This window comes from Salinivibrio sp. AR640, assembly GCF_001995405.1.
Taxonomy (GTDB): Bacteria; Pseudomonadota; Gammaproteobacteria; order Enterobacterales; family Vibrionaceae; genus Salinivibrio; species Salinivibrio costicola.
The window spans coordinates 1-14,685 of sequence record NZ_MUFD01000007.1 but is presented as its reverse complement, the minus strand read 5'-3'; the positions used below and the strand labels follow the sequence as shown (position 1 = coordinate 14,685).

General features: G+C 48.8%; 11 protein-coding genes and 1 other annotated feature. Of the genes, 4 read left to right on the top strand and 7 right to left on the bottom strand.

All coding sequences use genetic code 11. The annotated features are described in order from the left end of the window. Positions 1 to 441: 441 nt before the first annotated feature. The gene (grcA, locus tag BZG75_RS05600) at positions 442 to 819 is read left to right on the top strand and encodes an autonomous glycyl radical cofactor GrcA (protein WP_021022125.1); all 378 of its coding nucleotides are present in this window, start codon (positions 442 to 444) and stop codon (positions 817 to 819) included. A 56-nt stretch (positions 820 to 875) separates the two neighbouring features. Here the strand turns inward: grcA and thrC are convergent, their stop codons facing one another. Genes thrC through thrA form a run of 3 tightly spaced genes read right to left on the bottom strand, consistent with a single transcriptional unit; the run spans position 876 to position 5,580 of the window. Further along, positions 876 to 2,162, bottom strand: coding sequence for a threonine synthase (thrC, locus tag BZG75_RS05595; protein WP_077459807.1), 1,287 nt, complete (start codon positions 2,160 to 2,162; stop codon positions 876 to 878). Beyond that, entirely contained in the window at positions 2,159 to 3,118 is a 960-nt protein-coding gene (thrB, locus tag BZG75_RS05590; RefSeq protein ID WP_077576421.1) for a homoserine kinase, read from the bottom strand. Before thrB ends, thrC begins: the two co-directional genes overlap by 4 nt. 2 nt (positions 3,119 to 3,120) lie before the next feature. Then, positions 3,121 to 5,580 carry a bifunctional aspartate kinase/homoserine dehydrogenase I gene (gene thrA / locus BZG75_RS05585; RefSeq protein WP_077576420.1) on the bottom strand — a complete coding sequence of 820 codons (2,460 nt, stop codon included), beginning with the start codon at positions 5,578 to 5,580 and terminating at the stop codon, positions 3,121 to 3,123. Between the two features lie 25 nt (positions 5,581 to 5,605). Continuing rightward, positions 5,606 to 5,723 (bottom strand) — a sequence feature (Thr leader region). A gap of 164 nt (positions 5,724 to 5,887) precedes the next feature. Here thrA and aceK point away from each other — a divergent pair. Both aceK and BZG75_RS05575 read left to right on the top strand, forming a co-directional pair. Beyond that, positions 5,888 to 7,627, top strand: coding sequence for a bifunctional isocitrate dehydrogenase kinase/phosphatase (gene aceK / locus BZG75_RS05580; RefSeq protein WP_077576458.1), 1,740 nt, complete (start codon positions 5,888 to 5,890; stop codon positions 7,625 to 7,627). Between the two features lie 108 nt (positions 7,628 to 7,735). Continuing rightward, positions 7,736 to 8,209, top strand: coding sequence for a hypothetical protein (locus tag BZG75_RS05575; protein WP_198533633.1), 474 nt, complete (start codon positions 7,736 to 7,738; stop codon positions 8,207 to 8,209). Between the two features lies 1 nt (position 8,210). On the opposite strand, the gene BZG75_RS05570 is transcribed toward BZG75_RS05575, so the two are convergent. Further along, on the bottom strand, positions 8,211 to 8,693 hold the full coding sequence (locus tag BZG75_RS05570; protein ID WP_077576418.1) for a putative 4-hydroxy-4-methyl-2-oxoglutarate aldolase: 483 nt from the start codon (positions 8,691 to 8,693) through the stop codon (positions 8,211 to 8,213). Between the two features lie 36 nt (positions 8,694 to 8,729). Beyond that, positions 8,730 to 9,152 (bottom strand): DUF3293 domain-containing protein, encoded by a 423-nt coding sequence (locus tag BZG75_RS05565; protein WP_077459812.1) that lies wholly within the window; start codon positions 9,150 to 9,152, stop codon positions 8,730 to 8,732. 433 nt (positions 9,153 to 9,585) lie between these two features. On the opposite strand from BZG75_RS05565, the gene arcA reads away from it, so the two are divergent. Then, complete coding sequence (gene arcA, locus BZG75_RS05560; RefSeq protein ID WP_021022133.1) at positions 9,586 to 10,305, top strand: two-component system response regulator ArcA; 720 nt, start codon at positions 9,586 to 9,588, stop codon at positions 10,303 to 10,305. A gap of 91 nt (positions 10,306 to 10,396) precedes the next feature. Here arcA and arcB read toward each other — a convergent pair whose 3' ends face one another. Beyond that, entirely contained in the window at positions 10,397 to 12,769 is a 2,373-nt protein-coding gene (gene arcB, locus BZG75_RS05555; protein WP_077576417.1) for an aerobic respiration two-component sensor histidine kinase ArcB, read from the bottom strand. A gap of 9 nt (positions 12,770 to 12,778) precedes the next feature. After that, positions 12,779 to 14,572 carry a diguanylate cyclase domain-containing protein gene (locus BZG75_RS05550; RefSeq protein ID WP_077576416.1) on the bottom strand — a complete coding sequence of 598 codons (1,794 nt, stop codon included), beginning with the start codon at positions 14,570 to 14,572 and terminating at the stop codon, positions 12,779 to 12,781. Between the last annotated feature and the right edge of the window lie 113 nt (positions 14,573 to 14,685).

The following is a 14,685-nucleotide window of genomic DNA, read 5'->3' as shown; positions in this document are numbered from 1 at the left end:
CCTCTTTATTCAGGCCATATTGCTTATGAAAGATTAATGCCAACCTTTTAATTCCATAATAATCATGTAATTAAAACAAACCCGCCAACTCACACCTACGTCGTTGCGCACCAGTGGTGCAATGTTGCTTCTCGATTGCACACAGACAAAACCTGACAGAGCCAGTCCGCGCAGTCAATGAGCGCATAAAAACTTTCATTTGTAATAAAATAACAACATAGACAGGTTATTTAATACGAATAGGTTTTTATTGCACTTAAATACGTGCTACACAACTGAAATAAATGAACTTATGTTGATGCAAGATAAATACTCGCCCCCTGAAAATGGTCATAAGTTGACCTAAATCAATATATATACATTGAAAAAGGCGTATATATAAGGGCTCAAAATGATGAAATCTTACATCATTAAAGTCACTATCAATAAAGGGGATAGGCCATGATCACCGGCATTCAAGTAACCTCAGCGGCCAATGATGACCTTATTAATTCTATCTGGTTGATCAATAAAGACGCAGACCAAGCTCGTTGTGTTTGTGCAAAGCAGGGCTTTGAAGCAGACCAAGAAGTTGCTTTGTCTTCTTTGGGTGAGTTTGACTATCGCGAAGTCGAAATCGAAACCCAAGCCGTTAACGAAGGCGGCCAGCATCTCAACGTTAATGTACTGAAGCGCGAAACGTTGGAAGATGCCGCCAAGCATCCAGAGAAATATCCGCAACTGACCATTCGCGTATCAGGGTATGCCGTCCGTTTTAACTCGCTAACACCTGAGCAGCAACGTGATGTGATTACTCGCACCTTTACTAGCTCGCTATAAACAAAGGTCGAATACACCCAAGAAAAAGCCCGCTACGTAGAGAGCGGGCTTTTTTATTACGCGTTTGCCAATCGAAGTAAATACGCCCTTAAAGCGGTAAAATCAGCGTCTTGCTCGCTTGATAACAGTGCCATCTGCGCATGCTTGGCTAACGGACCGGGCAAGGGAATATCTTTTTCTAAAATGGCATCAACCGACTCTTTAAACTTCGCCGGATGAGCGGTACATAAAAAGATCCCTTCTTCCCCATCTTCAAGTTGCTGCTCAAGTAACCGGTAAGCAATTGCCCCATGAGGTTCACATAAATAGCCGGCTTGAGCCAACGCGCGTAAGCTCTCTGCCGTTTCTTCATCGTCTGCCCACCCAGAGGCGAGCTCAGCTAACGGCCATTGCTGACGGCGGAACAGCTCTTCAATACGGGGCCAATTATTCGGCTGACTCACATCCATCGCATTTGACAAGGTTGCCACGGTTTGATGCGGTGCCCACTGACCGGATTGCAAATAACGCGGTACCGTGTCATTGGCATTGGTTCCGGCAATAAACCGTTTAATCGGTAACCCCATCGCTTTGGCCAGTAACCCGGCCGTCAGGTTGCCAAAGTTACCACTCGGCACGGCCATGACCAATTGATCGCGTTTGTGCTTGGGCACTTGGGCGACCGCTTCAAAGTAGTAACAGATTTGTGCCATCAAACGGCTGATATTGATCGAATTCGCCGAGTTAAGCCCTATCGTCTGTCGCAGTTCGTTATCATCAAAGGCTTGTTTGACGAGGCTTTGGCAGTCATCAAAGTCGCCATTAATGGCGACGGTATGGATATTGCCGCCAAGGGTACAAAAGAGCTTTTCCTGCAGTGGGCTGATTTTGCCTTTTGGGTATAAGATCACCACATCAATATTGTCGATCCCATAAAAGGCGTGAGCAACCGCGGCCCCTGTATCCCCGGACGTTGCAGTCAAGATAGTGATCTTTTTACCATCAGACACCGCTGCAATTGACTGCGCCATAAAACGGCCGCCGAAGTCTTTAAACGCCAATGTCGGCCCATGAAAAAGCTCGAGCGCATGAATATGTTCGCCCACTTGCTTAAGCGGAGCGTCAAAATTAAACGCTTCGCTGACCAGCTCACGCACATGACTTTTGGGCAACTCCTCGCCAATCAGTGCCGACAAGATCTCGGTACTGCGCTCAACCAATGGCATGGCAAGCAGTGCATCCATGTCATCAAACTGTGGCAAAGCATCGGGAAAGAACAGCCCTTGTCCACGCCCTAACCCTTGCTGAACCGCTTGAGAAAACGAAACGACTTCGCTGTGATCTTTTATGTTGTAAAGCTTCATGCATGACTTCCTATTGCTTTTGCGCCTTGTCCATCAATGCGACATACATGAACAAAGCCATCGTTATTTTGTACATACTGCTCACGCAGCCATTGCGCCAAACGTTCAGCAACCTGTTGATCGTCACAGACACTAAACAGGGTGGGTCCTGAGCCGGATATTCCCGTAGCCAATGCCCCACAGTTTGCCGCGTGCGCCCGTGCTTCAGCAAAACCAGGGAGTAATTTTTGTCGGTAAGGTTCAGCAATCACATCACATATTAAACTGGCCGCCAGTTTAGGTTGTTGGGTGTGACACGCATGAATAAAACCACCGAGATAACGGCCGTGTGCGATCACATCCTGACGGCGATATTGCGCGGGTAAAATAGTACGGGCCTCTGCCGTCGATACCTTGATACCAGGATAGGCCATGACCCAATACCAGTTTTCAAAGTGCGGCACCGCTTGACTGATCACGCCTTGGCTTTCGAGCATGAGCTGTAACCCACCGAGGTAACAGGGCGCGACATTATCATAATGAAGGCTGCCTGAAATCGATGCCTCCATCTCTCCCATTAGCGCCAGCATGGTGGTTTCATCTAACGCATGATCGTGAAAGCGATTTAACGCATCCAAAGCGGCCACAATCGAACAGGCGCTAGATCCCAGCCCCGACCCGATCGGCATATTCTTTTCCAATACCATAGCGACAGGTTTGACCGGCTGATTATTCGCCTGCAAGGCTGCGGCGTATGCCAGGTAAGCTTTGTACACAATGTTATCTTGCTCATCCGACGGTAACTTATCGGTAAAGCGGCCTTGGCAGCGCAATGAAAAAGGCGTTTTTCCCCCATCAGCTACTTCAACAACATCGCCAAGTAAACTGCCGTCGATAGGGCTAACTGCGGCGCCCAACACATCAAAGCCAACACTGACATTACCAATCGATGCTGGCGCATAAACACGTACCGCCATGGTTATACTCCCAATTTCCAGCCGAGTGTTCGCATCAGATCCGCAAACACCCCCGCCGCCGTTACGGCAGTCCCTGCGCCGTAACCGCGCAGAACTAACGGAATTGGCTGATAGTAGCGGCTGTAGAATGCCAGTGCGTTTTCACCGTCTTTGATTTTATTCATTGGATCATCACTGGCAACAGCTTGAATTTTCACAAAGCACTGGCCGTTCTCAATCCCACCAATATAACGCAATACTTTCCCTTCTTGCGCAGCCTGCTCCGACCATTGCTTAAAATAAGCATCCGCTTCAGGAAGCCGAGCCATAAAGCTGTCGACGTCACCGGATTGATCAAAGCCTGGCGGTAAGGCCGGCTCCACGTTGACGTCATCGAGTTCAAGCTCCATGCCAGCCTCTCGAGCTAAGATAAGAAGCTTGCGCGCCACGTCCATCCCGGACAAGTCATCCCGTGGATCCGGTTCGGTAAAGCCGTTTTCTCGCGCCACGTTGGTAGCTTCACTAAAACTTGCCCCTTCATCTAGTTTGCCAAAGATGTGAGACAGTGAACCGGATAAAATACCGGAAAAGCGTGACAGTTCATCCCCGGCTGCAATCAGGTTTTGCAAGTTTTCGATCACAGGTAAGCCAGCACCAACCGTGGTCTCGTACATAAACTTACGGTGGGTTGCACGCGCCGCCTGACGTAGCTGGTGATAATACGCAAGGCTACTGGTATTGGCTTTTTTGTTCGGCGTGATCACATGGAACCCCGCCTGTAAAAACGCCGTATATTGGTCAGCGACTTGTTGGCTCGAGGTGCAGTCGATCAGCACTGGGTTAATAATGTGATTACGCTGCACTAACTGGATCATGCCGGCCAAACTGAAGTCGGAAAGATGATTGGGTAAATCATCGCGCCAGGTATCCAGATCAATGCCTTGGCTGTTCAGCCACATGCCCTTGCTATTGGCCAACCCACACACACGCATCACAATCCCTTGCTGACGAAGCTTGGCCTGCTGACGACGAATTTGCTCGATGAGCTCGCCGCCGACCCCACCGACCCCAACAATGAAGACATCCAAATGGTGCTGGCTATTAAATAAGTTTTCGTGACAGGCTTTGACCGCCTCGGATACCCGCTCTGAGGGAACAACAGCCGAAATTGCACGCTCTGATGAGCCTTGAGCGATGGCAACAATATTGACATTCACTTCCGCCAGCGAGGTGAAAAAGCGCGATGCGACCCCTTTTGATGTGCGCATACCATCACCCACCAAGGAAACAATTGAAAGATCATCGATAAACTCAACCGGCTCGAGCAAGCCGTCTTTCAACTCGAGCTCAAAGTGGATACTCAGTGCTTTTTCTGCTTTGGTTTTATCTTGGTTTTGAATACAAAAGCTAATGCTGTACTCAGAGGATGATTGAGTGATAAGAACAACCGATACCCCAGCCGACGACATGGCGCCAAACACACGTGATGCCATCCCCACCATCCCTTTCATGCCCGGACCTGACAGGTTCACCATGCTCAAGTCACTTAAGGTTGTGATCCCCTTAATTGGCAGCTTATCCTCGCCACTATCATCACCAATGAGGGTGCCTGCACCTTGCGGGTTGGCGGTATTTTTGATGAGGCAAGGAATATGGAACCGGGCAATCGGCGCAATGGTTTTAGGGTGGAGAACTTTGGCCCCAAAATAAGACAGCTCCATCGCCTCTTGGTAGCTCAGTGATTTTAGCAAGCGTGCATCAGGCACTAGACGTGGATCACAGTTGTAAACGCCATCAACATCAGTCCAGATCTCACAACATTGGGCGCGCACACACGCAGCCAGCACAGCAGCCGAGTAATCAGAGCCATTTCGCCCTAACGTAACCAGCTCACCGTTTTCATTTCCAGCCATAAAGCCTGGCATCAGCCCGATATGTTGCGCCGGGATCGGAGATTGTTTAAATCGCTGCGATGACGCTTCGATATCCACTTCGGCACTTAAATAACTGCCCGACGCAGCAAAATAATTAACGGGGTCAATATCAAACACGGCATAGCCACGAGCTTCTAAGAGCGCATGCATTGCCGCTACCGATAAACGCTCCCCTTTGCTTACCACGCGCGCATAGGTGCTATCGGGACACAAACCGAGCAGGCTCATGCCATGCACATATTGACGAAGCTGTCCGAGACTACGGGTTAATTTGTCAAATAGAGGCTGAGTTTCAAGGTTAGGTTGACACTCGGCAAGCCCATGAAAAAGATCGGTAAAAAGGCTTTCTAACTCTTTAAGTGGCAGCTCTGCCTCACCATGTTTGACCGTGTTGTCGACCACTGAGACCAAAATATTGGTGACTTTAGCAGGCGCGGATAAAACCGCAGAGACATCACTTTGTCCTTGATTACTCAGAATAATATCGGCAGCGCGGCTAAATCGTTCGGCATTGGCCAACGATGTACCACCAAATTTTAAAACTCGCATCCTTTTGGGACCTCTCTCTTTAAGATAAAAAAAAGCCCGTACCTGGGAAGGTACGGGCTTTTTTTGGAAATTCTGTGCGTATCAGCCCGCACCAACACAAAGTGTGCCAGTAATAATGGTGGTTGTGGTGGTCAAGGTGCTGATCGTTAGTTGCATGTGTGTTGCGTTTATCATTTATTTTGTTGAGTTCCCCTTAGGTGTATCGAATCATGCTGCCAAGGTCAACAAAAAAGTGATGCCGATTGCTTTTTCAGCAAAACTCTGCGAGCTTGAACCGAGGGAAAAACGTTCACGGAAAGGAGCGAAAATGACACAAGACGCCATGGCGCAGCTGGTTGCAAACACCATCTTACAAGGCTCGGATGCCATGTACGGTCGCTTTCTCGATGTGACATCGGGCGCACAAGAACGCTTTGAACAACAAGATTGGCAAAGTGTGCAGCTTGCACTTAAAACGCGTATTCAATTTTATGACCACCATGTTGGCTTAGTCAGCCAACAGCTCCGCGCGATGCTTGGGAAAGAACACGCCACTCGCTCGTTTTTGATGGCGGTAAAAGCGGCCTATATCCGGTTGCTCGATGATTACCCGCGCTACGATATCGCTGAGAGTTTTTTTAACTCTGTCTACTGCCGGATCTTTGAGCATCGGAATATTCGTCGTGACAAATTGTTTGTGCAAAGCGCTCAAGGGGGACGGATTCCTAAGTACCCCACGCCACTACTTCGGCGGTTTCAATCTCAAGCAGGCATTTATGCCACGCTAGAACGAATGCTAGATAGCACACCGTTTACCCTACCTTGGCGAGATAAAACCGGTGATCTTAAGCGAATAACCCAAATCCTGCAGGCGCGCTTTGGCCCCCAGCTCACAATGAGCTTCACCCTTGAGATGGTCCGTCAGCCATTTTTCCGTAATAAAGGCGCGTATCTGATTGGCAGGCTCGATATGGCCAATCAACGCCGACCGCTGGTATTACCGCTCGCGATTTCTGATCACGGTGAGCTCTATATTGATGCCTGCATTACCGACAGTGATGACGTCAGTATCGTATTCGGCTTCGCTCGCTCCTACTTTATGGTTTACGCTCCGGTACCTGCCGCTTTAGTCGACTTTCTCAATCAGCTCATGCCCAATAAAACGCCCGCAGAGCTCTACACCGCCATCGGATGTCAAAAGCATGGTAAGACAGAGTTATACCGTGAGTTTCTTCATCACCTGGAAAACTCAGACGATTTATTTGATATCGCCCCCGGCGTAAAAGGCATGGTGATGTCTGTATTCACCCTCCCCTCATACGGGTTTGTGTTTAAAATCATCAAAGATAAGTTCGCACCGCAAAAACAAATGACCCATGCCCAAGTGCGGGAGAAATACCGGCTGGTCAAAGAGCATGACCGTGTTGGTCGTATGGCCGACACCCAAGAATACCGTCATTTTATTTTCCCTCGCGATCGGTTTAGTGACGCATTAATCGACGAACTGCTCGCGGTGGCGCCGTCTTGCATCACGGTGACCGACAGCGATGTACGGATTCGACACCTATACATGGAGCGGCGAATGATCCCACTTAATATCTATTTAGAGCAAGCGGCACCCGAGGCGATTTCCCAGGCGGTACAAGAATATGGCGATGCATTAAAAGAACTGGCCGCCGCCAATATCTTTGCCGGCGATATGCTGTTTAAAAACTTTGGTGTCAGTCGCCACAACCGGGTGATTTTTTATGATTACGATGAAATCGCGTATTTAACCGAGGTTAACTTCCGCCGTATTCCTCCGCCGCGTTATCCTGAAGACGAATTAGCGGCTGAGCCATGGTACAGCGTGGGAGAGAACGATGTATTCCCCGAGGAATTTCGTACCTTTTTACTGGTTAACCGAACGGTGGCAAAAGAGTTTGATCGTCTTCATCCTGAGCTATTTGAGGCGGCCTATTGGCAACAACTGCAACGTCAAGTGAAAGCGGGGCATTTTCACGATGTACGCCCATACAACGATGAAAACCGCCTGAGTCATACACAGATGGCAATAAAACCAGCTTGATCGTCACAGGTCATGGGCTACAAAACGTTTTTTTGTCTACACTCACGATAGCGAACAAACAAGAGCCCACCGAGCTCAGCGTTAATCAAAAGCTAAGAGGCAAAGGATGTGAGCGTAAAACAACTAGGATGGTTGGCCCTCGCCCTACACGTCGTGGCGACACCCGCGTGGGCTGAAAAACTCACGTGGAACACCGCACCTGAATTGGCGTCAGAGCATTTTTTTATTCAGTCTATTCCCTCGGCGAGCCAAGGCTTTGACAGTTGGACGGTCCAATCAGGCTATCGCTATCCACTACAGAATGTCTCTGTCTACATAGGAACACAGTTAAAAAGCGAGACTGCACAATCGACCAGCGCGCATGGTTTACTCAGCGGCATTGATTATCATTTTACCGACAAGCTACGTGTGTCGAGCCAGATTAGCCATGACAATGATAACGCCTTAATTGATCAATGGGGCGTCAGCAGTCGCTACCAATTTAGCGACGCTTTTGGCGTCAATGCCGGACTAGATGTTGAGTTTGATGCCGACGCCGCCCCCGAATCTATCTATCAACTCGGGGTAGGGCTAAGTTTTTGATTCACGTGTTTAGCGGATTGGTGCACACGATCACACCATTTTGGTCTGCATACAGATAATCCCCCACTGTCAGGGTGATCCCCGCAAGCGTAATCGCCACATCAACCTCACCTTGATCGTATTTGTGCGTTTTAATTGGACACACCCCCAGTGCTTTTATGCCCAGCGGTAAGGTGGATAAGGTGGCCGCATCACGCACGGGCCCGGCAATCACAATCCCCGCCCAATGGTTATCGACCGCACTTTGTCCAATTAAGTCGCCTAACAAAGCTCTATCCATGGCACCTGAACCGTCAACGACCAACACCTGCCCATCACCGGGCGACGCCAATAACGTCTTCACTTTCGAGTTATCGCGATAGCAACGCACCGTTCGTACTCGACCTTCAAAGCCACGTTTTGCCCCATAGTCAAACCATTGCATCGGTATCCATTGCACCGCGTCAGGGTGTTGGTCACATAAGTCAGGCAGTTTATCGTCCATGATATGTTTCTCCTCATTATTAATAGGGTGACTCGTTTACGTCTTTGCCGCCACCAACAAGGAAGAAAAACGCACGTTAAGTGATTGTGGCGTAAAGTCTGTCATTAAGGCAGGCAACAACCATAATGTATCGTTTTCAACCCAGTAAATCGCGTTTTGCTCCCAAGTTTTCGCCAAGGCCACGGCATCCGATGACGCAATCGCGACCGCAAAACCAGGTTCAAACCAACTTCCATCCGGTGCGCCACCATTCATCGGCCAATAACGGAGACCGGCTTGCGTCATCGCCTTGGCAAGCCGCTCATTACGTAGGTAATTCTCATTGTCAGATAAGGGTTGGCTGCGTGGATTAAATGCGGTAAGAATAGCAAATGCAGCCGCATCGGGCGCTTGAGGGGCATGAAAAGCGATCGATTGGTAAGTTTTCCACAAATCTTGCTGCGTATTTTGATCACACATTATTTACATCCATTGGCTACTAATACTATGCTTAATTACTAATTATGCGCGATTATTCATGAAGTTAAACGGATAGTTGGTACTAACTGACACGTAACATGCTTTTGATTGGGGTCAATAAAGGATGAAAAAAATCATCAACCTTCATCCTAATATATTGTTAGCGTGCTGTTAAATGAATACAATTGGCGATAATTAATGGATAGCACAGTGATCGGCTTGGCGTTGAATCAAGTCCGCCATGCCCCGTCTCAAGCTGGAACACACGGTGCGTTGTCTAGCATCGACGAACACTTCTCTATGGATGGCGTGCCATATGTTAGTTGCGAGGTTCGCGGTAGACATTCCTCGCATTTTGTAAATTTTTTTCACAGGCTAGTCGGTCTAGACTGTGGAATATAACCGGATTCTATTTAGATATTAGGTATCGCCAATGCAAACCCCGCAAATTCTGATTGTAGAAGACGAACAGGTCACACGTAACACGCTGAAAAGTATCTTTGAAGCCGAAGGTTACAATGTGTTTGAAGCCAGCGATGGCGACGAAATGCATCAAATCCTGTCAAACCACCACGTTCACCTTGTGATCATGGATATCAACCTGCCTGGTAAAAATGGCCTACTCCTGGCGCGTGAACTGCGTGAACAAGGGGATATGGCACTGATGTTCCTGACCGGGCGAGATAACGAAGTTGATAAAATCCTTGGGTTAGAGATCGGTGCAGATGATTATATCACCAAACCGTTTAATCCCCGTGAACTGACTATCCGTGCCCGCAACCTGCTCACGCGTGCGTTAAGCAGTGTGAACGGGAGTGAAGAGAAACGTAATGTTGACGTTTATACCTTCAATGGTTGGACGTTAGATATTAACAGCCGTTCACTGATCAATCCTGAGGGAGAAACCTTCAAACTGCCTCGCTCTGAGTTCCGTGCATTGCTTCACTTTTGTGAAAATCCTGGCAAGATCCAGACCCGTGCTGAACTGCTGAAGAAAATGACCGGCCGCGATTTGAAACCGCATGATCGTACGGTTGATGTCACCATTCGCCGGATCCGCAAGCACTTTGAATCGCACAGCGACACACCCGAGATTATTGCCACCATTCACGGTGAAGGCTATCGCTTCTGCGGCGAGATTGAAGAGCAGTAAGTGTCAACGCCAAGCCGATAGTCGGTGAAAACTGCCGTTTGTACAGGCAAAAGGCGCCCAATCTAAGGCGCCTTTTTTTGATCTTATCAGGTTAACGGTGAGTGTCGCTTTGCTCATCTAACCAGGCTTTTAATACCGCTAAATCGTGCGGGTAACCCGCTTTTATTTCATCGATCCAATCAGCAATGTTTTCCCACCATGCCGGTAAATCAGGCGATTGGGCTTTTTGCGCGACTTTTTGAATGTGTTTTAACCCCACCGACCCCGCGGCGCCTTTAATTTTATGGGCTTCTGAAACAATGCCGTCTTGATCGCGTGCGGTCATGTTCGAGTCTAAGATCGCGATATAGTCTGGCATGGTTGCTTCAAACATTTCGATACTTTGGCGTACAGGCTTAATCCCCACCAACTCGACGTACCCGGTGAGCATGTCCATATCCAATAAGCGCTCAGCTTGCTCATTCGCCACTGGCCGCGCCGCTTGCGTCTGAGGTTCAGATTCAGCAGTCTGCGCGGATACCGCCTCGCCGGCCAAAGCATGATGCGAAATCACGTGATTGAGGGCTGAGACACTAATGGGTTTACTGATAGCATCGTCCATACCTTGCGTTAAGTAGCTATTTTTATCGTTGATCACATTGGCCGTCAGAGCAACCAAGGGCGGTAAATGCGCGTGATGCTGTCGCCATGTCGCGGCGACATCAAACCCGGTCATATCCGGTAACTGAATGTCGAGTAAGACGAGATCAAACGCGCCAGGCACAAAAGCATCAAGCGCGGCTTGCCCGTCGCGAGCAACGGTGACGTCATGACCCAGGCTTTCAAGCAAGCTGGTGGCGACGGTGATATTCAGCTCAATGTCTTCGACAAGCAAAATACGTAACGCATTGTTTATCAGCGCAGGGGAAGGCATCTGTTCTTCATTGGGTTCACTCAGTGGCACACTCACCGTAAGTGTAAACGTACTGCCTTGACCTTCTTCACTGTCGAGGCTGATATCGCCACCCATCAAACGCGCCAGTTTACGCGAAACGGCTAAGCCAATCCCAGTGCCCACGGCATGTAGGTTTTCACCTGCTTGTTTTACCTGATAGTACATTGCAAAGATCTTATCTTGCTCATCCGCAGGGATCCCAATACCACTGTCTTCAACATCAAAACACAGATGAGCAGTATCGTGATCAACCTCAGCACTGACCGTGATAATCACACAACCTTGCTTGGTAAACTTGACCGCATTCCCCACCAGGTTCCAAAGAATTTGCCGCAAACGGGTCGCATCCACTGCAACGTACTCGGGCAAGTCCGTGACCCGCTCGAGTTCAAAACGTAGACCTTTTTGCTCCGCCATCAATGTCGATATATTATCAATCTCGGTCACAAACTCGCGCAGATCGATGCTGGTAGGATGCAATGACAAACGTTTTCGATCGGATTTATCTAAATCGATAATGTCATTAAAAATGTTACCTAGCGTGATGGCACTAACGTAAATGGTGCGTAAGTAATTACGCTGTTTATCGTCTAATTGAGAGTCGAGCAGTATTTGACTGAGCCCCACAATGCCATTCAACGGGGTACGAAGTTCATGACTAATGGTCGAAATAAACGCTGTCTTTTCTCGACTCGCTTTTTCTAGCGCGTCTTGGTAACGCTTACGCTCGGTGATTTCGCGTCCAAAGCCGAGTAATCCTAGATGTCGCCCGTCTCGTGAAAAGAAAGGGACTTTGCGCAACTCAAAATAGGCTTTTCGACCATCTTGATATTCCAGCCATTGTTCATAGGTAATCGAGACATTAGCATCAAAAACTTGCTGGTCCGTTTCAACCACTTTTTCAGCAATATCTTCACGATAAACATCCCAAGGCGTCATGCCCTTTAGGGTTTTCTCATCGTAACCGGTGAGCTCTTCCATTGCGCGATTGCAACCGGAAAACTGGCCCTGGGCATTGCGGTAATAAATTAAATCGGGCGAGGCATCGATAAATGATCGCAGTAACGCGGTTTGCTCAGCCAATTCTAACTGGGCTTTTTCACGCTGATAAACTTCATTTTCCAGATCTTTAATCGCCTGTTGCCGCGCTTCCTCAGCTTTTTCTCTTTCTTCTATCTCTAAGTTGAGCTGCTCAATGTTCTCGGTTAATTGGCGGTTTAAACGCATATCGCGCGCGCGCATTTCTTCAAGTTTTGAGACGAGCTTGGATAAACGTTGACGAGACTCTTCCAGTTGATCCACCACCACTGATAAAAAATAGACCGCCCAGGGAGTGATGATCAGACCAAAAAATACAGAACGAATAATGTCGATATTCTGGACCGTGCCTTCAAGCACCAGCGTGATGCCCACTTGTACCACAACCGCCAGCGCTACTAAGGCTAAGGCGAGCAGCATGCTAAAGCGCACAATCCCGAGTTTAACCAGTAAATCGACATAATATTGTGCAAGGACTTTAAGTTGTTTCATAAAGGATGATTAACCGCTAGATTCTAGGTAAGTCGATTCGGCGACCGAGGCGCGTCGAGGGCTTGATCCGTGTGGTGCCGGCATGCCTTTCACTACACTCACTTGATTTCGACCGTTGCGTTTAGCTTGATATAAAGCGCGATCCGCTTGCTGGATTAAATCACCGTAATCACCATCCGCGGAGGGTGTCACACAAGCAACGCCAAGGCTGATAGTAATTTTACCGGTAATCACGGCCTGATGATGGGCAATGTCTGCCGATAGCACCCACTCGCGTGCAGTCTCGGCAACCTGGATAGCGCCGTTCAGTTCGGTTTGCGGCAATACAATGGCAAACTCTTCGCCGCCATAACGCGCCACCACATCAAGCGGCCGGTGAACGGCTGAGGTCAATGCGTTTGCCACTTTTTGTAACGCCCAGTCACCTTGTTGATGACCATAGTGATCATTGTACAGTTTAAAATGATCGATATCACAGAGGATAAAGGCAAGTGGCGTGCCTTCACGCGCTTGTGAACGCCACAGTTTGCTCAGCTGTTCATCTAAACTACGTCGATTCGCCACTTGGGTGAGGCTGTCGACAAAACTGAGTGCTTGCAAAGCCATTATGGCGTCGGCAAGCTGCTGTTGCGTGTCTTTTCTTTCGGTAATATCCCGAGCCATCAGCAAAATGGCAGGGGCGCCCGTCACCGGATCTTGAATGCGTGATTTTGCCACCTCATACCAGGTTTGCTCGCCTAACTGACCAAGAATGACATCCTCATAAGTCATGGTTTCTCCCGTATCCAATACTTGTTGATCACGCTGTCGATGTTGATCGAAGATATCAGGATCAACCACTTTCTGCGCAGGGGCGTTTTCCAACGCCTCAATCGTCGTGCCTAATGCATCAGCATAAGCTTGGTTGCAAGCCAAGTGATAGTAGTCTTGGTCATAGATCCCAATCGGATCGATACTCGACTTAAAAATCGCACTGAGTAAATGACTGCGTTGCTCTAAGACCTGCTCAACGGATTGGCGCTGTTGCGCTTCTTTTTGTAATCGCTCTTGCATCTGGTGCCAGTTGGTCACATCGTGGCTGATACACAAGGTACCAATGATTGCCTGTTTATCATTTTTAAGTGCGGTGATATTGGTCTCTAATAAACAGCTTTCATCATTATGTTGTGTCGCCCATGTCCGTTCAGTTTGAGGCTGCGTCAGCGGCTGATCCGCTTGCCAAACAATGGCCTCTTGCTCACGGCCTTGCCAAAAACGATCAAATGCCGCATTGGTGCCGACCACATTCCCTTCCACATCTTGAAAGCACACCAACTCCTCCAGCGAGTTAATCACGCTCAAGAGTACGCCTTGCTCTTGCTCATGAAGTTGCCAATGGGTGCGCTGATCCGCCGATGATAAGGAGACAACCCATGCTCGCTTCCCTCGACAACGAATCGGTAAACCCGATAACTGCACGTTGACACGCACCCGATTCGCCCCCGGCGCTCGGACTTTCGCATCAACATGAGAAAAAGGTTGCGGCCAAGGCTGTGCCATAATGAATGCCTGAACGGCTTGCTGCTGTCGCGGGGTAGCGGTTTTAAATTGCTGTTGGCTATCGACCAGTGAAAAGGTGTCTACGCATGCAGCATTGGCATATAAAATGTCGCCCTGTTCGGCAGTTACAATGGCATGCGGCGTTTCCAAGCTGGCCATGTAAACCTGCCAGTCAGATAGCGCCACTGTCTCTTGACGCGCTCGCCATCCGTAACCCAGCACGCCACCGGCCAATAAAACAAGCAAAAAAATAAAAAACGCCATGCCGCTCCTGTGCCCTTGTCCCTAATGTGTTCTATCCAGTTTTCACTCGCATCGTATTCTGCCACACATTACATTGGGGGCGTGATTACCCTGTTCACAGCTTTATAAATATA

Bases quoted from the DNA above. Each gene is read 5' to 3' on its own strand.
- grcA (WP_021022125.1), top strand. From the start codon at position 442: ATGATCACCGGCATTCAAGTAACCTCAGCGGCCAATGATGACCTTATT.
- thrC (WP_077459807.1), bottom strand. From the start codon at position 2,162: ATGAAGCTTTACAACATAAAAGATCACAGCGAAGTCGTTTCGTTTTCT.
- thrB (WP_077576421.1), bottom strand. From the start codon at position 3,118: ATGGCGGTACGTGTTTATGCGCCAGCATCGATTGGTAATGTCAGTGTT.
- thrA (WP_077576420.1), bottom strand. From the start codon at position 5,580: ATGCGAGTTTTAAAATTTGGTGGTACATCGTTGGCCAATGCCGAACGA.
- aceK (WP_077576458.1), top strand. From the start codon at position 5,888: ATGACACAAGACGCCATGGCGCAGCTGGTTGCAAACACCATCTTACAA.
- BZG75_RS05570 (WP_077576418.1), bottom strand. From the start codon at position 8,693: ATGGACGATAAACTGCCTGACTTATGTGACCAACACCCTGACGCGGTG.
- BZG75_RS05565 (WP_077459812.1), bottom strand. From the start codon at position 9,152: ATGTGTGATCAAAATACGCAGCAAGATTTGTGGAAAACTTACCAATCG.
- arcA (WP_021022133.1), top strand. From the start codon at position 9,586: ATGCAAACCCCGCAAATTCTGATTGTAGAAGACGAACAGGTCACACGT.
- arcB (WP_077576417.1), bottom strand. From the start codon at position 12,769: ATGAAACAACTTAAAGTCCTTGCACAATATTATGTCGATTTACTGGTT.
- BZG75_RS05550 (WP_077576416.1), bottom strand. From the start codon at position 14,572: ATGGCGTTTTTTATTTTTTTGCTTGTTTTATTGGCCGGTGGCGTGCTG.